Source organism: Streptantibioticus ferralitis (assembly GCF_029223525.1).
In the GTDB taxonomy this organism is placed as follows: Bacteria; Actinomycetota; Actinomycetes; order Streptomycetales; family Streptomycetaceae; genus Streptantibioticus_A; species Streptantibioticus_A ferralitis.
In genome coordinates this window covers 591,466-613,012 of the sequence record NZ_JARHTQ010000002.1, presented here as the reverse complement: position 1 = coordinate 613,012, position 21,547 = coordinate 591,466, and the positions used below count along the sequence as shown (strand labels likewise).

At 70.1% G+C, this 21,547-nt stretch carries 18 protein-coding genes and 1 pseudogene; 10 read left to right on the top strand and 9 right to left on the bottom strand.

What is annotated here, in order from left to right:
* The first annotated feature begins 269 nt into the window (after nt 1-269).
* Both P2L57_RS05655 and P2L57_RS05650 read left to right on the top strand, forming a co-directional pair.
* The gene (locus P2L57_RS05655; RefSeq protein WP_275809119.1) at nt 270-413 is read left to right on the top strand and encodes a hypothetical protein; all 144 of its coding nucleotides are present in this window, start codon (nt 270-272) and stop codon (nt 411-413) included.
* A gap of 164 nt (nt 414-577) precedes the next feature.
* Nucleotides 578-1,006, top strand: a complete 429-nt coding sequence (locus P2L57_RS05650; RefSeq protein ID WP_275809116.1) for a PPOX class F420-dependent oxidoreductase — start codon at nt 578-580, stop codon at nt 1,004-1,006.
* Nucleotides 1,007-1,167: 161 nt separating this feature from the next.
* On the opposite strand, the pseudogene P2L57_RS05645 reads toward P2L57_RS05650, so the two are convergent.
* Nucleotides 1,168-1,330, bottom strand: a pseudogene (locus P2L57_RS05645) (IS701 family transposase); the annotation flags it as partial.
* A gap of 447 nt (nt 1,331-1,777) precedes the next feature.
* Nucleotides 1,778-2,803, bottom strand: a complete 1,026-nt coding sequence (locus P2L57_RS05640) for an alcohol dehydrogenase (RefSeq protein ID WP_275809113.1) — start codon at nt 2,801-2,803, stop codon at nt 1,778-1,780.
* Between the two features lie 305 nt (nt 2,804-3,108).
* Here P2L57_RS05640 and P2L57_RS05635 point away from each other — a divergent pair, with 305 nt between their 5' ends.
* Nucleotides 3,109-3,429, top strand: coding sequence for a hypothetical protein (locus P2L57_RS05635; RefSeq protein WP_275809110.1), 321 nt, complete (start codon nt 3,109-3,111; stop codon nt 3,427-3,429).
* 127 nt (nt 3,430-3,556) lie between these two features.
* The gene (locus P2L57_RS05630; RefSeq protein ID WP_275809107.1) at nt 3,557-3,721 is read left to right on the top strand and encodes a hypothetical protein; all 165 of its coding nucleotides are present in this window, start codon (nt 3,557-3,559) and stop codon (nt 3,719-3,721) included.
* A gap of 36 nt (nt 3,722-3,757) precedes the next feature.
* On the opposite strand, the gene P2L57_RS05625 is transcribed toward P2L57_RS05630, so the two are convergent.
* Both P2L57_RS05625 and P2L57_RS05620 read right to left on the bottom strand, forming a co-directional pair.
* Nucleotides 3,758-6,103: an MFS transporter gene (locus P2L57_RS05625; RefSeq protein WP_275809103.1), complete on the bottom strand. Its 2,346-nt coding sequence runs from the start codon at nt 6,101-6,103 to the stop codon at nt 3,758-3,760.
* A 38-nt stretch (nt 6,104-6,141) separates the two neighbouring features.
* Nucleotides 6,142-6,735: a TetR/AcrR family transcriptional regulator gene (locus tag P2L57_RS05620; RefSeq protein ID WP_275809101.1), complete on the bottom strand. Its 594-nt coding sequence runs from the start codon at nt 6,733-6,735 to the stop codon at nt 6,142-6,144.
* A 411-nt stretch (nt 6,736-7,146) separates the two neighbouring features.
* Here P2L57_RS05620 and P2L57_RS05615 point away from each other — a divergent pair, with 411 nt between their 5' ends.
* Nucleotides 7,147-9,027, top strand: coding sequence for an FUSC family protein (locus tag P2L57_RS05615; RefSeq protein ID WP_275809098.1), 1,881 nt, complete (start codon nt 7,147-7,149; stop codon nt 9,025-9,027).
* A gap of 23 nt (nt 9,028-9,050) precedes the next feature.
* On the opposite strand, the gene P2L57_RS40570 is transcribed toward P2L57_RS05615, so the two are convergent.
* The 4 genes from P2L57_RS40570 to P2L57_RS05595 form a co-directional block, all read right to left on the bottom strand.
* Nucleotides 9,051-9,413 (bottom strand): hypothetical protein, encoded by a 363-nt coding sequence (locus P2L57_RS40570; RefSeq protein WP_372515612.1) that lies wholly within the window; start codon nt 9,411-9,413, stop codon nt 9,051-9,053.
* A gap of 31 nt (nt 9,414-9,444) precedes the next feature.
* Nucleotides 9,445-9,987 carry a hypothetical protein gene (locus P2L57_RS05605; RefSeq protein WP_275809095.1) on the bottom strand — a complete coding sequence of 181 codons (543 nt, stop codon included), beginning with the start codon at nt 9,985-9,987 and terminating at the stop codon, nt 9,445-9,447.
* Between the two features lie 128 nt (nt 9,988-10,115).
* Complete coding sequence (locus tag P2L57_RS05600; protein ID WP_275809092.1) at nt 10,116-10,787, bottom strand: hypothetical protein; 672 nt, start codon at nt 10,785-10,787, stop codon at nt 10,116-10,118.
* A 91-nt stretch (nt 10,788-10,878) separates the two neighbouring features.
* Complete coding sequence (locus P2L57_RS05595) at nt 10,879-11,541, bottom strand: TetR/AcrR family transcriptional regulator (protein ID WP_275809089.1); 663 nt, start codon at nt 11,539-11,541, stop codon at nt 10,879-10,881.
* Between the two features lie 205 nt (nt 11,542-11,746).
* Between P2L57_RS05595 and P2L57_RS05590 the strand changes: the two genes are divergently transcribed.
* The 5 genes from P2L57_RS05590 (at nt 11,747) to P2L57_RS05570 (ending at nt 20,420) form a co-directional block, all read left to right on the top strand.
* Nucleotides 11,747-11,974 (top strand): ferredoxin, encoded by a 228-nt coding sequence (locus P2L57_RS05590; protein ID WP_275809227.1) that lies wholly within the window; start codon nt 11,747-11,749, stop codon nt 11,972-11,974.
* 5 nt (nt 11,975-11,979) lie between these two features.
* Nucleotides 11,980-13,356, top strand: coding sequence for an NAD(P)/FAD-dependent oxidoreductase (locus P2L57_RS05585; protein WP_275809223.1), 1,377 nt, complete (start codon nt 11,980-11,982; stop codon nt 13,354-13,356).
* Between the two features lie 11 nt (nt 13,357-13,367).
* On the top strand, nt 13,368-14,591 hold the full coding sequence (locus P2L57_RS05580) for a cytochrome P450 (protein WP_275809086.1): 1,224 nt from the start codon (nt 13,368-13,370) through the stop codon (nt 14,589-14,591).
* Between the two features lie 396 nt (nt 14,592-14,987).
* Complete coding sequence (locus P2L57_RS05575) at nt 14,988-16,757, top strand: sensor histidine kinase (RefSeq protein WP_275809083.1); 1,770 nt, start codon at nt 14,988-14,990, stop codon at nt 16,755-16,757.
* Nucleotides 16,758-17,627: 870 nt separating this feature from the next.
* Nucleotides 17,628-20,420, top strand: a complete 2,793-nt coding sequence (locus P2L57_RS05570) for a non-ribosomal peptide synthetase (RefSeq protein ID WP_275809082.1) — start codon at nt 17,628-17,630, stop codon at nt 20,418-20,420.
* A 265-nt stretch (nt 20,421-20,685) separates the two neighbouring features.
* Here the strand turns inward: P2L57_RS05570 and P2L57_RS05565 are convergent, their stop codons facing one another.
* Complete coding sequence (locus P2L57_RS05565; protein WP_275809080.1) at nt 20,686-21,486, bottom strand: helix-turn-helix transcriptional regulator; 801 nt, start codon at nt 21,484-21,486, stop codon at nt 20,686-20,688.
* Nucleotides 21,487-21,547 lie beyond the last annotated feature (61 nt).

The window sequence follows — 21,547 nt, the reverse complement described above, 5'->3', positions numbered from 1 at the left end:
GGCATCACGCTTGAACTCCGCCGAGTACCGCTTGCTCATGTTGCTCTTGCTACTCACTACCTGGACTGCTTCCTCCGGGACTCATCCGTCCCAGTATCAGGCTGTCCAGATCAGTGGGGGAACTCCAAGTCGAGGCCGCACTGCGACGCCTACGCCGATGGCTGGGGGCCAAGAATTGGGCTCGATGCGTTGATCTCAGCAGCACTGCCCCACGGGTGGCGGATGCGCGCCAGCGAGGTTCTGTCGTCACGAGCTGGGCCACAATCGAGGTGCGTTCGCACGGGCCGGGGTCGTGGATCGTATGGCGCGAGGACCTGTGGGTACGGTGCCTGCCTGCCCTGTTCGACGCGCCGACGCGCTGGGCCGGGCGTCTGCTCTTCGGCAGCGCCCTGGAGGCCCTGCCCTCCGAGTAGCCGCCTTCCCGCCTCACTCCCGCGGTCGCACCGTCCGACATCCCGGCGCGCTTGCCGCTCCCCTGCAGAGCGCTGGAGCCGCCTGCGTCAACCTTGCTGAATGGGGCTGGTCAGTCCGCGCGTCAGTTGCCGTCACCCGGCCTTCCATCAGGCAGCATGCGGCCATGGCACAGAAGATGAGCGACGCCGAGTGGCGCGCATTCGTCATGTCCGGCACTCGGACCGGCAAGCTCTCCACCGTTCGCGCGGACGGCGGCCCGCACGTCGCGCCCATCTGGTTTCTGCTCGACGGCGATGAGCTGGTGTTCAACACCGGTCAGAACACGGTCAAGGGCTGCAACCTCGCCCGGGACGGCCGGGTCGCCCTGTGCGTGGATGATGAGCGGCCGCCGTACGGGTTCGCGGTACTGCAGGGCCGCGCGGAGCTCAGCGAGGACCTGCCACAGGTCCGGAAGTGGGCCACCCGGATCGCGGCCCGCTACATGGGCGCTGCCCGGGCCGAGGAGATCGGCGCCCGCAACGCAGTCCCCGGCGAACTCCTCGTCCGGGTACGGATCGACAAGGTGGTCGCAGTGTCGGGCCTCGCCGAGTAGCTGGCCCAATTCGCGGGAGCATGCGCCTGCCGAGGTATGGCCAGGTGGTGACCAGGACGAATCAACTCGTGGGGGCAACTGGTAGGGCTTGGCCAGGTTGGCCTTGGTGTGGGTATGTCCTGATGGCGGGTGGGCAGGCGCAGGTTCAGATTGCGAGGAGCGTCTGTATCTCGCGGAGGACTTGGTAGAGGCTCAGGCTGACGCCGTGTATTTGGGCGCTCGGGTCAGTCGTTGCAGGGTGCAGAAGGCGTGGGCGGCCGAGACGAGGGTGACGTGGTGGTGCCAGCCGTTCCAGCTTCGTCCTTCGAAGTGGGTCAGGCCGAGGGTCAATGACGGATACGACGTGCGCCGACCTCCTCAGGTCCGTCGATGAGTTGGCTGAGATTCTGCCAACAGACAGGCAGCTCGCGGTCCTTACGGTCTCATCGCCCCCTGCTCGAACGTGTGCCGGACGGGGAGTTCGACGACAGGCCCGTACTGTCGACCGCAGAGGCGGTGCGAGGGCTCCGACGAGCGGTCGATGGGGAGCAGGTTGACGCCGATGCGATCCATGACCACATGACCACGATGGGCTTGTCCTAATGCGAGGACCAGGACCCGAAGCCGCACATGATCTCTCAGTCCGCATTCGCCGCAGCGGCGTGGCTGCGCCGGACAGCGGGGCGCGGGCCGCGGACAGCACCTCTCCGGAGGCGGCCGCGGAGTAGGTGATCGCCCACTCCGGCGACGCCGTCGTCTGGCGCCGCGCACACGAGAGAAGCACGTGCGACGTCAGCGGGTGGTCAGCACCATCCGGAAGCGTGCGGCACCGGCCATCATCCTCTGGTACGCCGCATCCGCCTGGTCCAGCGGCACGACCTCGGTCATCGGGCGGATCCCGTGCAGGGCACTGAACGCCATGGTGTCCTGCACGTCCTGCGCCGTGCCGGACAGGTGGCCGCGGACGATGCTGCCGCGCATCAGCAGCGAGGTCGGGTTGATCGCCAGCGGCTCGGGAACCGCACCGATGACCACCAGCTCGCCGCGGTGGGAGAGCCCGTCCACGGTCGCCGTGATGGCGTCGGAATTGGCGGCGGTGGCCAGGACGACCTTGGCGCCGCCGAGCGACTGCAGCGCCTCCGCGACGGGGGTGGCCGCTGTGCTGTCGACGTAGTGGTGTGCGCCGAGTTGCTTGGCGAAGTCGGCCTTGCTCGCGCCGCGGGCGATGGCCACGGTCTCGAAGCCCATCGCGGCCGCGTACTGCACGCCCAGGTGGCCCAGGCCGCCGATGCCGAGGACGGCGACCAGATCGCCCGGCCGGGCGGAGCTGCGCCGCAGCCCGTTGTACGTGGTCACCCCCGCGCAGGCCATGGGCCCCGCATCGGTCGCCGACAGCGCGTCGGGGATCCTGGCCAGGGCATCCGCGGGTGCGATCACCTCCTCGGCGAAACCCCCGTCGTACGCCCATCCGGGGACCTTCAGGTTCTCGCACACGATGAAGTCGCCCTGTCGGCAGGGTGTGCAGTAGCCGCAGCTGCCGCCGAACCAGCCCACCGTCACCCGGTTGCCCACCTGCCAGCCGCGGTCTTGCACCCCTTCGCCGAGCGCCTCGATGCGCCCGGCGATCTCGTGGCCGGGAACCACCGGAAACCGTACGCCGGGGAACGCTGCGTTCACGAAAGCGGAGTCACTGTGGCAGACCCCGCAAGCGTCCACGGCGATCCGTACGTGGCCGGGGCCCGGCTCCAGTACCTCACGCTCGACGATCTCGAACGGACCGCCGGCGGCGGCCACCTGCGCGACTCGGTAGGTGCTCATCTGAAGCTCTCCTGGGTACTGGCGCGACGGTCCCCGACACCAGCAGACCAGCTCCGGTCCGATCACGCGCGCCGAACTGGATCAGGTGAGTACCCGGCACCGGACGCCGGGGAGCACCCCTCCACGTCGCCGCGGAACGCTGCGAGGTCGACCTCCTCCATCTTGCGAACGAGGTGTTTCCTGATAGCGGGTCAGGGGTGCATGGGGGAAGGCTCCTGGTCGATCCGGATACCTGGCTGGGCTGCGGGTGAACAGGATGATCACGTAACCAAGCCCTGATCTCTGCCGACCCGACGGAGCATTGGATGAAGAGCCCGCTCGTCCGCCGGATCGCCACGCTGGGCCTGGCCGGTACCGCCCTGGTCAGCCTGACCGCTGGGACCGGCGCACAGGCCTTCGCCGCGGAGAACGGCAGCACCACGCCTGCCCAGGCGACCGCCTTCCCGGCGCTGAACCCGGCCGCCCTGCAGGCCGCCATCGAGACCCGGCCCACCGACGGGGCGTCCGGCGCGATCGCCCGGATCGGCGAGCCTGGCCAACTGTGGAAGGGCTCCACCCCCCGGCCGACCTCGACCACTTCATCAGCGATCTGTTCCAGGGCCGCCTGCTGCCCGCCGGGCAGCTGAACGAGATGTTCACGCTGCCCGAGGACACCGCGGGCAAGCCGGTCCCGTTCGTCGGCGGGACCTCCCGCAACAGGACGGCCTGCTTCGGTGCCGGGCTGACGTCCACCCCCTGCCCGACGGCACCCTGTTGCGGGGCAAGACCGGCCACGACGACGGCTACGCCAACGGCATGTTCGCCACTCGTGACCTGTCCATCCGCGGGGTCTACTCGGTGTCCAACATGAGCTACGACTTCGGCGCCCCTTCTCCCCTGGCCGCCCGCCTGCTGACGGCCACCCTCACGGGTCGCTGATAGGGAACCGGGCGGCGGTGGACGGCTCGTGACGGGTCAGCCGCCGTGTCCCAGAGAGAGGTCGAAGCCTTCCTGACCGCTGCCGGTGACCGTCACCTGGGATGTGACCGGCGGGTAGCCGGTGGCGATCAGTGTGTACTGCTCGCCCGGCAGATCGGCGAAGGCGTAGGCGCCGTCGATACCGGTGGTGTGCGTCCCGACCACGCTTCCCGTCGCGTCCAGCAGGGACACCCGGGCGTCCTCGACCGGGTCCCCGGCGCGGTTGCGCACCGTTCCGTGGATCGCGACGGCGGAGCTCAGCTCGGCGTCGTACCGGGTGGGTGCGTCGCCCGCGACGAGTACCGGACCGGACGAGGGCCGGTGGCCGGGGGCATTGACCGTCAGGGTGTAGTCCCCTGGCACCAGTTCGGCCAGTAGGTAGTCGCCGTCGGCGTCGCTGGTGGTTGAGCCGACCACCTCGCCGCGCTCGTCGGTGACCACGACCAGCGCGCCGGGCAGCGGGGCGCCCGCGGCGCGGACGCTCCCTGCCAGACCCCCGATCCCGGCCAGTACGGGATCGAAGTCGACGGGTGCGGATCCCACGGCCATCGTGGCGACCTGCGGCTGGTGGCCAGGGGCGGAGGCGACCAGGACATAGCTTCCGCTCTGCGGGGCGTCCACGGCGTAGCGCCCGTCCTCCGCGGCGATGGCACGTGCGAGCTGACGACCGCTCGGGCTGATCAGGGTCACCGCGGTGCGCGGCACCGGGACACCGCCGGCGCCGAGCACCCGGCCCCGGACGCCTGTGAAGGGGCTCGCCGACAACTCGTCGGACAGGGCCGACCCGGTCACCGGCGGGGGGACGGGGTCGGCTCCCGGCTTGGCCGCCGACGCCGCCCCCGAGGGGGCCGCCACCTGCGCCATCGGGCGGCCCCGCCGGTACAGCAGCAGCGAGATGACCAGACCGGCGGCGAAGAACCCGGCCGCCGCCCAGTAGGCGACCGCGTAGCTGTGCAGTCCGGCGTGCGCGGCGAGGTTCGCCATGCCCAGGTGGCTCTTGGCGTAGTTGGTCGCCGCGGTGGCCGCGATGGTGTTGAACAGCGCGGTACCGATCGAACCACCCACTTGCTGCATGGTGTTGACCATGGCCGATGCCACGCCCTGGTCGGCGGGTGCGACGCCGAGCGTGGCGAGGCTCATGGCCGGCGGCATCACCAGGCCGAGGCCGACGCCCAACATCAGCAGCGGCGGAAGGATGTGGGCGGCATACCCACTGTGCAGGCCGAGTTCGGTGAGCCAGGCCATGCCGCCCGCCGCCAGTCCCATACCGACCGGCACGACCGCCTTGGGGCCGATCCGCGGGACCAGCACGTTGATGGAGAGCTGCGCGGTGACCATCAGGGCCCCGACCATCGGCAGAAATGCCAGGCCCGTCTTGACCGGCGAGTACGCGAGCGTCACCTCAAGGTAGTAGGTGAGGAAGAGGAACACGCCGAACATGCCCGCGCCGGAGACGAACACGCTGACATAGGCCCCCGCCCGGTTCCGGTCGCCCAACACGCGTAGCGGCAGCAGGGGATGCCTGGCCCGGGTCTCCCAGAGCACGAAGAGCGCCAACAGCACCCCGCCGGCGGCCAGGAACGCCCAGCACATCCAGTTGCCCCAGCTGTGTGTCTCGGCGTTGGAGAAGCCGTAGACCAGGCCGAAGAGCCCGGCGGCCACCAGCGCGACGCCCAGGATGTCAAGCTTGGGCCGCTCGGCGGGCAACTGACGGCGGACGAAGACGATCGCGCCGACCACCGCGAAGACGGCGATCACGACGTTCACGTACATGGTCCAGCGCCAGTTGAGGTGTTCGGTGAGCAGACCGCCGAGCAGCAGACCTATGGCGCCGCCGGAACCGGCGATCGCACCGAAGATGCCGAACGCCCTGGCCCGCTCCTTGACGTCGGTGAACGTGGTGGTCAGCAGGGACATCGCGGACGGCGCCAGCACCGCCCCGAACAGGCCCTGCAGCGCACGGGCGATCACCAGCATGGCGAAACCGTTGGACGCGCCGCCCAGTGCGGAGGCCGCGCCGAAGCCGACCAGGCCGATCAGGAAGGTCGTCCGGCGGCCGAGCAGGTCGGCCAGGCGGCCGCCGAGCAGTAGCAGGCTGCCGAAGGCGAGCGCGTACCCGGTGACGATCCACTGCCGACCGTCGTTGGAGAAGCCCAGGTCCCGCTGTGCGGACGGCAGGGCGATGTTCACGATGGTCGCGTCCAGCACCACCATCAGCTGGGCGAGGCCGATGACGGCCAGCACCCACCAGCGGTGCGGAACGTGATGCCCCGCATCCTTCAGGGGCCTTGTGTCCGACCGGTCGGTGGTGGCGACGCGCGCGTCGACAGAGGTGGATGACATGAAAAGGTCCTCCGGGTGACTCCGGGTCAGTACTGCTGTCAGTTCCGCACCAGCACCGGAAGGACTACGGCGTCCAGATAGCGCTTGAGGTAGGTGGCGTCCGCCTCGCACCGCTCGATCAGCGGGCGGGCCATCAGGGCACCGGTCACCATGTGCGGGAAGAACTCGTGAGCTGGCGCGCCCGCCTCTGCCTCGCCCCGGGCCACCGCCCGGTCGAGCATCGACTGGAGCACCTCCAGCTCGGGCTGGATCAAGGCCTCGTGAAGGGCCTCGGCAAGGTCCTTGTTCTTGTGGGCGGCCGGGGCAACGGCCTGCATCACGGCGACGTCCTTCTTCGCCTCGCCCATTCTCCGGGCCAGCTCGTGGAGGTCTCCGCGGAGCGAGCCGGTGTCGAACCGGTTCAGTGGGGGCCGCTGATGCCGCAGCGCCGCGGCGACCAGCCGGGGCTTGCTCTGCCACTGCCGGTAGAGCGTGGCCTTGCTCGACCGGGAGCGAGCGGCGACGGCGTCCATAGTCAGTGCGTCGTAGCCGACCTCGCGGAGCAGGTCGCGAACGGCCGTGTAGAGCTCGCCCTCGCGCTCCGGCGTGAGGCGGGTACGGCGGGCACCTTCGGCGTTGGCGGCGGCCGACATCCCCACCACCTTCTTCTCTGGTCGGACTTCTTCTCTGGTCGGACTTCTCTGATCGAATCGAAACTGTTTCGTACTCTTCGAAGGTAGACCGCACCCCGTCGAAACGCAATCGTTTCGCTTGACCGAATCGAGCGACAGTGCCGCCGGGGATGATCGACACCGCCCCGATCGTTCATGTGTAGGACAGGCGGGATATGCAGACCGGAAACAGCCGGTCACAGACCGGCAAATATACTGATCTTGCCGTCGCGAGCCGCGGACGTCAGAGGCGGACGCCGATGCCCCGCCGGACGCTCTGCGCGACAGCTGAGCAGGTCAGCAGCGACTGAATCAAGGGGGAACCCCAGCCACGTGGCCGCCGTCTCGCACCGCCGTCCCACCGTCCCCGAATGGCTTCGCCACCCACTGCGTGTGCCACGTGTACCCGTTCCGTACGGAGCTGTTCTGCGCGGTGCACTCACCACCGGACCGCTGCTGGCGGTGGGAGTCGCCACGCACCACGTCGCGTGGGGCGTGCTCGGCGCTCTGGGTGCTCTGTACGCCACGGTCAATGACCGTCCTGGTACCCGCCGCACCCGGCTGATGCGCATCGGCGTGCCCGCCTGTGCGGGGGCGCTAGGGATCCTGCTCGGCGTTCTGCTCGCCGCGGCCATCCCGGCGGGGATCCCGTCGGAGGCCCTGTGGCTGGTGCCGGCGCTGGCGCTGGCGGGTTATGTCTCGGGGGCGGCAAGCGCCATCGGGCCGATCGCTTCCGCCGCGGCGCTGCAGTTCCTGGCCAACCTGCTGATCGGCATCGGCCTGCCACATCACGGACCCGTCTGGCTCGGTCCGGTACTGGTCCTGGTCGGAGCGTCGTGGCAGCTGCTGGTGGTCTCCGTCGCGCTGCCTGAGCCGCATTCCGCGGAGCGTGAGGCGGTCGCGGCGGTGTTCGACGCGCTCGGCACCGTGCTGGGTGCGGCCGGTACCGAGCGTGGCGACGCCGAACGCCGCAGGCTCACCGCCGCCTTCGACGACGCCCACGCCGCCCTGGATCATCACCGGGGCATCCGCCGTCTCAGTCGCGCCTCGGCCGCCGAGCGGCGCCTGCGGGCGCAGTTGTCCGCGGCGACCGCGGTGAGCGAAGCGGCCGTGACCCTGCTGTGGGAAGGCAGGCGGCTGCCCAGCACGACCCTGGACGCTCCGCTGCGGCTGGCCCGTGCCGTGCGCGACGCGGAACCCTGCGGCCCGCTCGGCGCGCCCGCGCCCGAGACCCCTGGTCGACGTGCCCTCCACGAGGCGCTCATGCGCGCCGCCGAGGTGTTCGACGCGCCGCACTCCCTTGCCCCCGTGCCGCCGCGAACGCATCGGCTGCGCAACCATCCGGGCCTGCGGAGGGCCGTCGGCCCGCTCGGCCGTGAGTACGGACTGAGGGTGGCCCTGTGCGTGGGCGCGTGCGTGGCGGTCGCCGAAGTGCTGCGGCCCGCGCAGTGGTACTGGCTGCCGGTCACCGCGGCTTTCCTCGCCAAGCCGGATCTGGGGCCGCTGTTCTCCCGCGCGGTCAGCCGGGTGCTGGGGACCGCCCTCGGCATCGCCGTATTCGCCGCCCTGGACGCGACCTTGCCGGGAGTCGCCGGGCCGGTGGCCGCCGCGGCGCTGGGTGGCGCCCTGATCCCCATCGCCGCACGGCACTTCGCCTTCCAGACAGCAGCGCTGACCAGCATCGTGCTCGCCCTCGCCGTCGTCAGCGGTACCAACGGCGCGCCCGACGCGCGAATGGTCGACACCCTGCTCGGCTGCCTGATCGCGTTCATCGTGGGGCATCTGCCATGGCTCGGTGGTCGGCGGGTGGCGGTCGCCGAACACTGGGCGGCCGCGCTGCGGGCCGCCGAGGCGTACTTCGCCCAGGTCGTGAGCGCCCCGGGTGAGGGGCACGACGAGCGGGTACGGCTGCGGCGGGCCGCATACCGCGCGCTTGGCGAAGCCCGTACGGCGGTCGCGCAGGCCGCGGCGGAACTGCCGCCCGCCGGGGTGCCCGGCGCCCAGTGGGCGCCCGCCCTGCTGGCCGTCGAGCGGCTGGTCGATGCCACCACCGCCTGCGCGGTACGGCTGGAGCACGGTCAGCGCCCCCTGCCCGCGGATGAGACCCGCCACCTCGCGGACGCCCTGGCGCGGCTGGCCGCGGACGCCTCAGCCCGGCGCCCCACCCGCCCGCTCGCGCTGCCCGCGGCGCCCGAGCTGAGCGCGCTCTGCGCCAGCCTCGCGGATGTCGCCGACCAACTGCGCGTTCTGCGGAGCTTCTCCGTGGCAGCCTGACGGGCGCCTCGCATCCGCCACGTTCAACAGGTGCCTGCGGCCGATGGGTTCGGCCGCAGGCACCTCGCGTTGTGGGTAGGAGAACGGCGCACCCGCGTACCGGCCTCCGCCTCGTCGGTGACGGTCACCGCAACCGACACCACTGGTGCCTCCGGCAGTACCACGTTCTCCTGGGCCGTCGGCTCCGGCAGCGGCGGCGGGTGCACCCCGGCGCTGCTGGGCAACCCGGGCTTCGAGACCGGCAGTGCGGCGCCGTGGACCGCCTCGTCGGGCGTGATCAGCAACTCCTCGTCGACTATCCGGTCAGCGGCTGGCCGGACGACATCGGGTGACCGGGCCGCGGCCGCGCCCACCCCGAGCGCGGCCCCCGCACCACCGAGCACCACCGGCTCATCTTGAGACGGCGGACGGAGTGCGTCACTGCGCGGTGCGGCTGGCCGAGTCCACGACGTCCGCTGAGACGTAGAGGGTGAGGACCTTCCCTCCTCGGTTCAGCTTCGTCCCCGCCCAGAGGAAGGGGTTCACCGGTTCCGACGGGGCCCCGTCGCCAGTGCGTTGTGCGACGAGGCGCTCGATCCGGTGGAAGTGCGCTGGTTCAAGGATCTTCCGGAGACGGCCCAACGCCTCCTGCCCGTCCGGCGTGTAGCGGTTGAAGGGCAGGTACAGCGTTGCGTCGTCGGGCCGTAGGCGGTCGTGCGACGTCATGCTCCAACACAGCGTCGGCCGAACTCCAGGACCGGCGAGTGCGGTCGAGCCGTGGGTCGACAGGCTGTCGATGAAGTCGGCGGCGGTACGTCCGGCAACACTGGACAAATGGTCCGCGCGCGCCTGGAGTTCGGACGTGGATTGCTCGGCCACCGTCATGTAGAACTTGATCCTGGCGTGCGGCGAATCGTCCAGATCGAGGGCGAAGAACGCCGGCATGAGCCGGGCCATCCCCTCGGGATCGTGCTGCCGCAACCAGCTCCATGCGGCGCCGTGCCCTGTCCAGGTGAAGGGGCGGAGTCGGGCCCGAGCTTGAGGTTCGCCGTTCTCGGGATTGCCGAAGGGGCCGATCCCCTGCCGGAGTTGGCAGGGGCGGATTCGAGTCAGGCCGCGGCCCGTGACGGTGCGTTCTTCGGAGTGGTCGGGGTGATGAGCAGCCAGTCGTGGATGCGAGGGCCGACGATGGCCGCCGTGAGGGCGATCGCCGCCGCGACCATCGCGCTGGCGTTGGGCGTGTAGTGGCCGAGCAGCGTCTGGGCGAGGAGTGCGGCGGCGATGAGGGCGAGTTTGGCGCCGATCAGACGGGGTGCCGACACAACGGGGTCGGTCGACGGATGCACCTCGCTCGCGCGCATACGGTGCGCCGCACGGATCTGCAGGGGAATCGTCAGCAGGACGAGCAGCAGTCGAACGCCCAAGAAGACGACGGAATGTGCGGCGTGCGGGTCTACCAGGCAGCCGAGCAGGTAGGCCGCCCCGAACGCCGCCGAGATGATGGCCGTCCTGACGGTGATCAGTCGGGCGATGGGCCACCGGGGGTGCGCGGATTCGTATACCGCCCGGGTGAGCCGGCGATCGGACAGCAGGAGCGCGGGCGGCACGATCAGCAGGATGAGCACAGCGCGCAGGGCGTGTCCCCAGGCTGGCTCGTTGCCCTCGCCCATCCAGGTGAGGGCCAGGACGACACCGACGGCGGCGTAGCGAATCCGAAGGATCCGGGCCGCGCCGGGGCGGCGCGGACGGCCCGCACGGCGGGGGTGTCGGGTCGGGTTCATGAAGGGCAACTCCTTCGTGGGAGGCCGCAACGCCTGATCAGCCTTGCTGCGCGGCCGTTCACAGTGACGGTCGTCGGGGCGATCGTGACGGTCAGTCGCCGTCGTCGGGCGCGGGCACGTCGCTGGCGCTGATTCCGACGAAGATCCACTTCAGGGCCTGGCCGAAGAGTGCTTCGGAAACGCTGGAGGGGTCGATGCGCCGCTGGCGCACCAGGCCCTGGAACAACGCCGCCACCACCGTGGCCACCGCTTCCGGGGAGACGCCGGCGGGTGCACCCTGCCGGGCGAGAGATGTGCTGATCACGTCTTCCAGCGCCCTGCGTGGTTCACGCAGCTTGGCCGCCAGGGTGTCCAGTACCTCAGGGTTACGGATCGCGTACAGCCAGAACTCGGCCTGTAGCGGCGCGAAGTCGATGTCCTTGTCGGCGACGTCGATCAGCAGGCGCCCCAGTTCGGCGGCGGCTTCCCCGGTGCCCACCTCATGGCTGTTCAGTGCCTGGGCGGCCTCGGTGATGCGGTCCGTCTGGCGGTGCGACAGCAGTTCCAGGAACAGGGCTTCCTTGCTGTCGAAGTTGGAGTAGAGGGCGCCGGTGGAGAAGCCCGCTGCCTCGGCGACCTCCTCCACCGAGGCACCGGTGAAGCCCTTGCGGGCGAAGACCCGGGCCGCCGCGTCCAGCAGCAGCGCCCGGGTGCGGGCCTTGGCTTCGCCTCGGGTCAACCGCTGCCGTATTGGTTCATCGCGCTCCGCATCCATGTTGCAAAGACTATTCAGATAGCAGTCGCTATGTCAAAGTCCGGATAGCGTGTACGGTTCCAATAGCGATCACTATTCGAGTTGGACTCGCGATGACAGGCCGGGTGGCCGCCGTCAGCCCGCGGATGGCGGACCTGCCGATGCCGGGCTCACGCCGACCAGCGATGAGAGGGAAGAAATGATCAGGCAGTCCCCACCGGAGACGCTGCGGCTCGTGGTGGACCTGAACCGGTGCCAGAGCTACGGACAGTGCGTCTATGCCGCGCCGACGGTCTTCCGCTTCCACGGCGAGGAGTCGCTGGAGTACGACTACGCGCCCGACGCCAGCACGCGCCACGAGGTCGAGCGGGCCGCTGCGGCGTGCCCCGTACAGGCGATCACGCTGAGCGGCGCCACTGAGGCGTCACCCCTGTCCTCAAGGCAGGACCAGTGACCGCCATGGGCCCGGCAGGGCGAGGCAGCGTCGGTCGGATCGTCGTGGTCGGCGCCTCGCTGGCCGGGTTGCGCGCGGCCGAGGCGTTGCGGGACGAGGGATTCACCGGGGATCTCACCCTTATCGGCGACGAGCCCCATGAGCCCTACGACCGGCCGCCGCTGTCGAAGGCGGTGCTGTCCGGGTGGCTGACCACGGACCACACGGTGCTGCCCCGGGTGCGGAACATCGACGCGCGGTGGCTGCTGGGCAGCGCCGCGACGGGGCTGGACGTGCCCGGCCGCCAGGTGGCGCTGGCCGATGGGCGGCGGGTGGACTTCGACCGGCTGCTGATCGCCACGGGCACCCACGCACGCCCGTGGCCCGAGCGGGCCGGGGGTGGCCTGCACGGAGTGCATGTGCTGCGCAGCCGGGACGACGCCGACCGGTTGCGCGCGGCGCTGCTGTCCGGTCCCCGCCGGGTGCTGGTGATCGGTGGCGGCTTCACCGGTGGCGAGGTCGCCTCGGCGTGCCGGGATCTGGGGCTGAACGTGACGGTCACCCAGCGCAGCGGGGCTCCCTTGGCGAGCGCGCTGGGCGGTGTGATCGGCCGGGTCGCCGCCGATCTGCACCGTGACGCCGGGGTGGACCTGCGACTGAACACCACCGTGCACGCCTTGGAGGGTGATCCGGCCGGGCGGTTGCGCCGGGCACGACTGTCCGACGGGACCGTGCTGCCCGCCGAGGTGGCCGTGGTCGCGACGGGTGCGGTGGCGAACACCGAGTGGCTGGCGGATTCCATACTGGCCGCCGATCACCGTGGGGTGAGGTGTGACGGCGCCTGCCGAGCGCTGGCCGCCGACGGGACCGTCGTCGAGGACGTCTTCGCCGCCGGTGATGTCGCCCGCTGGCCGCACCCGCTCTTCCCCGGACACCCCCTGCGCTTGGACCACTGGGACAACGCCGTCGCCCAGGCGCGCACCGCCGCGCACAACATGACCCACGATCCCCTCGACCACCGCATCCACCAACCCCTGCCCGCCTTCTGGTCCAACCAGTTCGGGGTCAACCTGAAGTCCGTGGGCCTGCCCACCATCGCCGACCAGGTCGTCGTCACCCAGGGATCGTTCGACCAGCACCGGTTCGTCGCCGCCTACGGGCAACGAGGCCGACTGGTCGGCGCCGTCGCGGTGGACTCTCCTCGGGTGCTGAACGGATACGCCGCCCTCATCGAAGCCAGAGCGCCGTTCCCACCAGTGCTCAACGCTCCCGACGGCCCGGCCCAACTCGATCCCGTCGACGCCGAGTTCCCTCACCGGGCCAGCCCAGAACACAGCGTCACCCGTGACAGCAGCCCGCACATCCCAGCAACCGCCGGGCCGGTCCTGACCGCACATCAGTAAGGGAGACCCCCATGACCACGACTACGCCGTGTTCGGCCACCGATCTGTTCACACACGTCCTCCGGCACGGCAACCGTGCCGACCCGTACCCCTACTTCGCGCAGATGCGCCAGCAGCCGGTCGCGCGCATGGACGATGGGACCTGGCTGGTCAGCGGCTACCACGAGATCGCGCAGCTGCTGCACGACCCGCGCATCAGCGCCGACCGTCTCAATCCGCAGGACGCCGCAAGGCCGGCCGCCAGGAGCCTGCTCGTCCAGGACCCGCCCAACCACGACCAGCTCCGGCGCCTGGTCACCCAGGAATTCATCCCGCGGATCATGGGCATGCGCGACCACATCCACGCAGTGGTCACCCAACTGCTCGACGCGCACACCACCCCGCAGCCAGGGCAGCTCGATGTGGTCGCGGAACTGGCCTATCCCCTGCCGGTCACCGTGATCTGCGAACTGCTGGGCGTGCCCCGCGAGGACGAACCCGTCTTCGGCAGTCTCGCCCGCCGACTCACCCGAGGACTGGATCCCGTCGACACCCAGACCGACGAGGAGATCCACGAACTCCAACAAGCCCGGACCGAGCTGGTCCAGTACCTCGAAGTCCTCATCCAGCAACGTCATACCGCCCCCGGCGACGACCTGCTGTCCGGCCTGATGTTCAGCCAGGACCCCTCAGGTGGGATGGGACCGGTCGACCTGCGCGTCACGCTCGGTCTTCTCCTCATCGCCGGTCACGAAACCACCGTCAACCTGATCGCCAACGGCACACTCGCGCTGCTGCGCAACCCCGAAGTGCTCGCCCGGCTACGCAACGACCCCGCACTCGCCACCCCACTCGTGGAGGAAGTACTGCGCTACGACCCACCCGTGCAGATGTCCGGGCGCAGCACACTGGCCGATATCGACATCGCGGGCACCACCATCCCCAAGGGCGCCAGGGTCCGCCTGGTGCTCGCCGCGGGAAGCCGCGACGCCAAGCGCTTCCCCGACCCCGACCGGTTCGTCCCGGACCGCCCGGACAATGCCCACCTCGGCTTCGGCGGAGGACTGCACTACTGCATCGGTGCCACCCTCGCCCGTGCGGAAGCACAGATCGCCCTGACCGCCCTGGCCCGCCGACTGGATTCGCCCCGCCTGGTCGCCGATCCGCCGCCGTACCGGGAAAACACCATCCTGCGCGGCCCGGAGCACCTGATGGTTTCCTTCGACCGCCTCACCCCTGACGTGCAGGCCAACTGAACGCCTGCCGCGTGCGCCACCAACGCGCGGCCGATGTGCTGACGCACTTGCGGAGGCGCTGACGTCCTTTCGGAGGACTGCGGAAGCACGGTCGGGTCTGCTGGTCCAGGGCGTGCGGGCGTACCCGCGTCCTGGTGACCGGTCCGGCGCGGTGCTGGATGCCCGGGTGATGGGAGACCGTGCTCTTCGCCAGTCGGTGCCGTTCGGCCAGGTCGCCGGTCGAGCGGGTGTGTCGATGTCGGCGAGGAGCATGGCCCGGGTGGCGCCGATCAGGTCCTGAGCACGGATGACAACGACCAGGGAACGCCGCAGCGTGACTGAGCGTCCTGTGCTGTGAGCGTGCCGGGCGGCACGCCCTCACCGTACGCATCCGCACTCACCTGTTGGGCCCTTCACATGTCTGCTGAGCACCCGTCCAACGTCGCCGACGGCGTTCCGATAGCCTCCGGTTCGCCGCTGGACGAGGCTCAGCCACAGAGGTGGCGGCGCCTCGGGTGGCGGGTTCGGGCCGTTGGTTGGCGCCCATGGGCACGGCTGGTGCTGGACCTGCTGATTGCGGCCGGATGCGCGGCCTGCGATGTCCGTGTCCGCTCCGCCTTCGCGCTGGGCGAGATCTACAGCCCGCTGCCGCAGTCGGCGTACGGGTGGCTGGCGGTGGCTTCGGCGGCGCTACTGGTGGGCAGGCGCCGGTGGCCGGTCGCGGTCGCCGCGCTGGTCTCCTGCGGTCTGCTGCTGGGTACCGGGTCGGTGCTGACCGTGGTGGTCGCGTACTACTCGCTGGCACGGCACACACGTGCGCTGCGCACCGTATGCCTGTCCGCGGCCGCCGGGGGTGCTGTCGTTCTGGGCGCGGCGTTCCTGCATGTGCGGCGCTTCGCCCCGCACCACGGGGTGGCGGGCGCCGGCATGGCGCTGGTACTGGCCTTCGTCGCGCTGGCCGCTGTGGTGCTACCCATGCTCGCGGGTCTGTACCCGAGGGTTCCGCGGCACCCATGGTGGTGGGAGCACCGGCGAGCGATGCTGTTCGACATCCTGCTCGTACTGCTCTACCCACTCACCAACCCGGCGGCGCTTGTGATCAGCAGGAGCCCCTCCGGCGGTCACATGCTCTGGCTACCGGCACCGGTGGTCTTCGCCCTGGTCGTGCTGCAGGGCCTGGCGCTGATCTGGCGGCGCCGCTACCCCACTGTGCTGGCCGCGGCCTGTATCGCGGTGACGCCGTTCACCCTTCCCTCCCCCGCCGCGCTGCCGGTGGGCCTGTACACCCTGGCCAAGTACGGGCGATCGCGCCGCAATCTGGCCGTGGCCTGCGCGGCGGCTGTGCTCACACTGATCGCCTGGAGCGCGGTCGCCAATCACTTCGTGGCCTCGCGGGTCATCCCCGCATCGGTCTTCCTGGTCGTGCCGTCGGTGGTGGTGCCGGTGCTGCTGGGCATGTACCGCGGCGCCAAGCGCAGCCTGATGGTCAATTTGAAGGAGCGAGCCGAACGTCTGGAGCGCGAACAGCACCTGCTCGCCGCGCAGGCGCGGATGCAGGAACGCGCACGCATCGCAAGAGAGATGCACGACATCGTCTCGCACCGGGTCAGCCTGATGGTCGTGCACGCTGGAGCCCTTGAAGCCGGAGCAGCCGGTGACAACCAAGTGGCCACTGAAACAGGAAAGTTGATCGGCCAGATGGGCCGCCAAGCCCTTAACGAGCTGCGCCAGGTGCTGGGTGTGCTGAGGGAGTCGGACGGGCACGACCACGCCCCCGTGGCGCCGCAGCCGACCCTGGAGGATGTGGCCGTACTCGTGGAGGAGTCGCGGGCAGCGGGTGCGCACATCACCTTCGAGACCGCGGGCGATCCCGCCTGCGTGGACTCGGCGGCGCAGGCCGCGGTCTACCGGCTGGTGCAGGAGGGTCTGACCAATGCCCGTAAGCACGCCGCCGACGCGCCCGTACGCATCACACTGCGGCACCTGCCCGGCACGCTCAAGGTCGTCATCGACAACGACCCACCCACCGGGCCCGCACCCGCGCCGCTGCCCAGCGGCGGCCACGGGCTGTCCGGGCTGAACGAGCGCGTCACCGCCCTGGGCGGCACCGTCAGCGCGGCCCCGCGCCCGGACGGCGGGTTCCGGATCACCGCGACCATCCCCACACCCAACGAACCCCAGCGGTAGGCAACCCCACGCCCGACCAGGGCCACCGGCCGACGGGACGGCCACTCCTTGCGGAAGTCCGCCATCGGCACAGTGTGTCGAGCGGTACGACCGCCTTCCGCCGAGTGTCTCGCCCGGATCTCGGGGATTTCCGTGGTGATGCGGGCCCGTGCCTGGTCGGGCACCCGATCGTCCGATTCCGCCCGTCCGAGAGGCACCCCGTCGGGGAACGGCCACTCGGTCGCCCGGAACCGGGAAAACCGTGCCCGGATTCCCCCGAGTACTGACTCTCGTCCAGCAGGTGGCAACTTCGGGGCTGCCCGGGCCGATTCCTTTTCGCCGTACCAGGTGCCTGATTGGTGCCCGGATCCACTCGGGCGTCACGGAGTCGTCCAGGCTCAACCCGCAGGGCGCAACGCCTCGAAGTGGCGGCGACGGGGGCACGAGGGCAGCGGCCGGAGGGTTGGCGAGTGCGCCAGGATGGGGCTGCGCATACCCGCCGCCGGCCGGTGGCCGCGAGTCGAAGCCCCGCCTTACCGGGGGGTGGCGTTCGACGGCGTCGGGGCTGTTGAGGATTTGGTTGACCACCGGTGGCGTACCGAAGGATTCGATACTTCACATGCGTCGATTCGGGCTATCCCCAAGGAGATCGGTTCGACCAGGTACGCCCAGCTCTGCTGGAAGGATCGGGCCGGAAACGAAATGGTGCCCCGCATACGTTCAACTGAGGGAGCACTGCCCGGCATTTGGGGGACGTTGACCGAAAGATGCCACCACATCGGTCAACACCGCTTTCTGCAAATATCTTTGACCGCAATAGAAGAAACGTGATCGACGTTGATTGACAAGGCTGACAGCGACCGATCCCGCAAATCGAACGGGGATCCATCCATGGTGCAACCGTATGGTAGATCCGTTTCCGCCCTTGAATGGGCGTTCTTGGGCGTCCCGCCCAACCGCAACGCCATCAATCTTCTCGTCGAAGGCGAGGGCGTACTGCGGGCCGCCAGACTGGCCCGTGCCGTGGCCGTCGCCTCGGCGGCCAACCCGGGCGCTCGGCTGGTCCGCGAGGACAAGCACTGGGTGGACAGTGGAAGGGCGCCCGAAGTACGCCTCCTCGATGGGGAACCGTTCAATTGGGAGCGCCTCGACTCACCGGCACTCCGTGCCGAGTTGGCCGACTCCGGCCCAACCTGCGAGGTGCTGCTGTTTCCGGGTGCCTCGTCCACGGTGGTGTTCCGCGCGGCCCACGCCGTGATGGACGGACGTGGCCTGCTGATGTGGGCGACCGACGTCTTCAGAGTGCTGCGCGGCCATGACCCGCTGGGCGCGACGTCCACCGTCAACAGCGAAGACCTGATCAGGGCGATCTGCGCGCCCGACGCGCCGCCACCGGTGTCCGACGCCCCGACGATGGAATTCCCCTCGCCGCTCGGTCCGCGCCCGACCAACTCGTCAGGCCCGCTGTGGCGGCGTAGAACGGTCGATGGCACCCACCTCGGCGCTACGGCGAAGGTGATCGCGGCGTTCGCGGCGGCATACGGCCCCGGCCGATTTCTCGTGCCGGTGGACCTGCGCCGCCACACCCCGGACATCCGATCGACCGCGACGCTGGCGCAGCCACTCCGACTGGTCGTGCGGGCAGAAGACGGCTGGGAGGAGGTACAGCGTGACATGCTGACCGCGATGGCCGAACGGCGGGAGCTCGCCACCGGACCGGACCCGGCCATCATGAATCTGCCGCTGCCGCTGCTCCGCGCGGGAGCCGAGGACCTGGACAAGAAGGCGGCGGAGACCGACACCTACACCGGTCGGGCTTTCGTATCCCATCTGGGCACGGTCGACCTCGATGGGTTGTCCAGCGACACGTTCCGTGCGACGGCTGTCTACACGTTGGACAACACCAGTCCCGGTGGCCCGCCGAAGATCGACCTGGTCGAGACTGCGGGGCGTACCGAGATCACCGTGGCCTGGTACGGCGGATCAGGAGTCGCGGCACTCGCGGAGGGACTGCTCGATGTCCTTGAGGAGGCGCTCTCCCCTCTGGAGCATCGTCAGTGGGCCGGGAACCGCACCAAGCGACCGCTGCCCAGCCAGCATTCGGTGGTGCGGCTGTTCCGTGAGCAGGTCGAGCGGGCGCCTGGACGGGTGGCGCTGAGCGGGCCGGAGGGTGCGGTCACCTATGGCGAGTTGAGTCGGCGTGCGGACGTGGTGGCTGAAGGATTGCGCCGGAGCGGGGCCGGCCGGGGCACGGTGGTGGGGCTGTTGGCGGGGCGGTCGGTGGCCGCCATCGCCGGGCTGTGGGGGGTGTTGCGGTCGGGGGCGTGCTGTCTGCCATTGGACGTGCGGCATCCGGACCGGCGGTTGGCGGAGTTCCTCGGCGATGCGGGCAGCACCGTGTGCCTGGTGGAGCGCCCCTTCGACAAGCGTCACTGCCTTCCCGGGGGGTGCCGACCGCTGCCTCTCGATGAACTGGCGGGCGCTCACGGCCCGGTGGTCAGGGGCGCGGACGCCGACATCAGCCCTGGTGATCTGGCGTACGTCAGCTACACCGCGGGGACGACCGGGCGGCCCGAGGGGGTCCAGATCGAACACCGTAACCTGGTGAACTACGTTCACTGGGCGACGAGTGAGTTCGATGTGGACGCTGACACCAAGCTGCCACTGCTGACCTCGCTTTCTCACGATGTTTCGGGGACCTCGGTGTTCCTGCCGCTGCTCGCGGGCGGCCAGGTGGTGCTGATGCGTGACGACCCGGATCACCTTTCGTTGCGGCGGCTGTTGCGGCATTCGGGGGCCAACACGCTGAACGTGACGCCGTCCCATCTTGATCTGATCGGCAGGTTCGATCTGAAGCCAAGCGGCTACCGCAGTGTGGTCGTGGTGGGTGAGCAGTTGCGGGTTGAGGTTGCCGCGCGGGCGCAGCAGATGTTCGGACCGAAGTGCCGGATCATCAATCTCTACGGGCCGACGGAGGCGACGATCGGTTGTACGGCGCACACCTTCGACGCGGAGGCCGACGGGGTGGGCCCGGTGGTGCCCATCGGCGTCCCGGCGGACAACACCACGGTCTTCCTGTTGGATGCCGACCGCCGGTTCGTCGCCCCCGGACAGGTGGGTGAGATGTATCTGGGTGGTGCGCAGTTGGCCCGCGGCTACCTGGGCCGCCCCGACTTGAACCGTGAGCGTTTCCCCACCCTGGCCGACGGCACCCGCCTGTACCGCACCGGTGACCTGGCCCGTGTGCTGCCGTCGGGGGAGTTGGAGTTCGTCGGACGCGTCGATGACCAGGTCAAGGCCCGCGGTCACCGGGTGGAACCGGCGGAGGTGGCACCGGCTCCGGCGGATGTACGGGCCCTACCCGACCCGTTCGACGTTCAGCCCGGTGCCGCCACCGACCGGACGGATGCCGTGGTGGTGGACCCCGTCGAGGAGGCGGTGGCCCAGGTCTGGGCGCACGCCCTCGGGGTGGACCGCGCTCGGGTGGACGGCCGGGCCGACTTTCACCGGCTGGGCGGCGACTCGGTCACACTGCTGGCGATGCTCGCCGGAGTCAGCCGCGATGTGCTGGCCGCCGACAGCGAGCCCGCCTTCATGGCCGCACTGCCCGAGATACTCCGCGAACCGACCCTGGCGCGGGTGGCCTCAGTGGCTCGCCGGGCAGGTACGAAGCTGGCCGCCTGACCTGCCGTCCACGGCTGTCCGCCGTGCGGGCAACGCCATCTCCTCACGGCCCAGTTGGCCTGGCGGCCAGCTGGGCCGTGGGTACCACCGACGTGACGCGTCAGCAGTTCCCGAACGTCGCACGTCCGCATGGCCGTTCGGGACGAAGGTAAGCGGTCCTGACAAAGGCGTTGGACGTGGCGGGGGCGGCGTCGGGCCGTCTTCGCGGACGTTCGACCAGGCCGGGGACCGAAGGGACCTTTTCGACCGCGTCAGCTGGCCCGCGTCAGCTGGCCCGCGTCAGGTGGCGCAGTGCCCGGGCGGACGGAGTGCCCGGGTCCGCGGTGATGAAGACAACCTGCTGGTCGTCGTCGGGGACGGCGAGTACGTCGCAGTTGAGGCGCAGCCGGCCGATCTCCGGATGGGTCACCGTCTTCGTGCGGTGGCCGGGAGCGTGCACCGGGTTGATGTCCCAGACCTCACTGAACTCCTCGCTTCCGGCGCGTAGTTCCGCCAGGAGTCGGGCGAGTGGTTCGTCACGGGGATAGCGGTCGGCGGCGCTACGCAGCCGCGCCACCGCGATGCGGGCGAACTCCTCGGTGCTGGAACTCTCAACGGGGCCGAGGCGCAGGAAGCGCCGACGGGCCAGGTTCGGCTCCTCCCTGAGGTTGCCCAGCAGGGCTTCCGCGAGCGGGTTCCAGGCGATCACGTCGTACGTCGCGTCGGTGACGATGGCTCCCGTTTCAGGCAGCCGTCGCAGCAGGTCGGCCACGTACGGGCGGACCCGGCGCACCGGCCCGGCGGGTGGTGTCGGATTCGCGCCGGCCAGACGGAAGAGGTGTGTCCGCTCGGGCGGGGTGAGCCGGAGCGCGGCGGTGATGGCGTCCAGGATCCGGGGTGACGGGCGTGGGCCCCGCGCCTGTTCGAGGCGGGCGTAGTAGTCGACGGACATGTTGGCCAGCTGGGCGACCTCCTCGCGGCGCAGGCCGGGTGTGCGGCGGCGCGGGCCGGTGTGCAGGCCGACGTCGGTGGGGCGCAGGTCCTCGCGCCGGTCGCGCAGGAAACGGGCCAGCTCTTGTCTTGCCATTCGCCACCTCCTGAATCCCAGGGATCGCTTGTCCCTGGATCGGCCGGTCTGCCGGCGGCAT

Bases quoted from the DNA above. Each gene is read 5' to 3' on its own strand.
- P2L57_RS05580 (WP_275809086.1), top strand. From the start codon at position 13,368: ATGACCACGACTACGCCGTGTTCGGCCACCGATCTGTTCACACACGTC.
- P2L57_RS05595 (WP_275809089.1), bottom strand. From the start codon at position 11,541: ATGGATGCGGAGCGCGATGAACCAATACGGCAGCGGTTGACCCGAGGC.
- P2L57_RS05565 (WP_275809080.1), bottom strand. From the start codon at position 21,486: ATGGCAAGACAAGAGCTGGCCCGTTTCCTGCGCGACCGGCGCGAGGAC.
- P2L57_RS05640 (WP_275809113.1), bottom strand. From the start codon at position 2,803: ATGAGCACCTACCGAGTCGCGCAGGTGGCCGCCGCCGGCGGTCCGTTC.
- P2L57_RS05585 (WP_275809223.1), top strand. From the start codon at position 11,980: ATGGGCCCGGCAGGGCGAGGCAGCGTCGGTCGGATCGTCGTGGTCGGC.
- P2L57_RS05620 (WP_275809101.1), bottom strand. From the start codon at position 6,735: ATGTCGGCCGCCGCCAACGCCGAAGGTGCCCGCCGTACCCGCCTCACG.
- P2L57_RS05570 (WP_275809082.1), top strand. From the start codon at position 17,628: ATGGTGCAACCGTATGGTAGATCCGTTTCCGCCCTTGAATGGGCGTTC.
- P2L57_RS05650 (WP_275809116.1), top strand. From the start codon at position 578: ATGGCACAGAAGATGAGCGACGCCGAGTGGCGCGCATTCGTCATGTCC.
- P2L57_RS05625 (WP_275809103.1), bottom strand. From the start codon at position 6,103: ATGTCATCCACCTCTGTCGACGCGCGCGTCGCCACCACCGACCGGTCG.
- P2L57_RS05600 (WP_275809092.1), bottom strand. From the start codon at position 10,787: ATGAACCCGACCCGACACCCCCGCCGTGCGGGCCGTCCGCGCCGCCCC.
- P2L57_RS05635 (WP_275809110.1), top strand. From the start codon at position 3,109: ATGAAGAGCCCGCTCGTCCGCCGGATCGCCACGCTGGGCCTGGCCGGT.
- P2L57_RS05575 (WP_275809083.1), top strand. From the start codon at position 14,988: ATGTCTGCTGAGCACCCGTCCAACGTCGCCGACGGCGTTCCGATAGCC.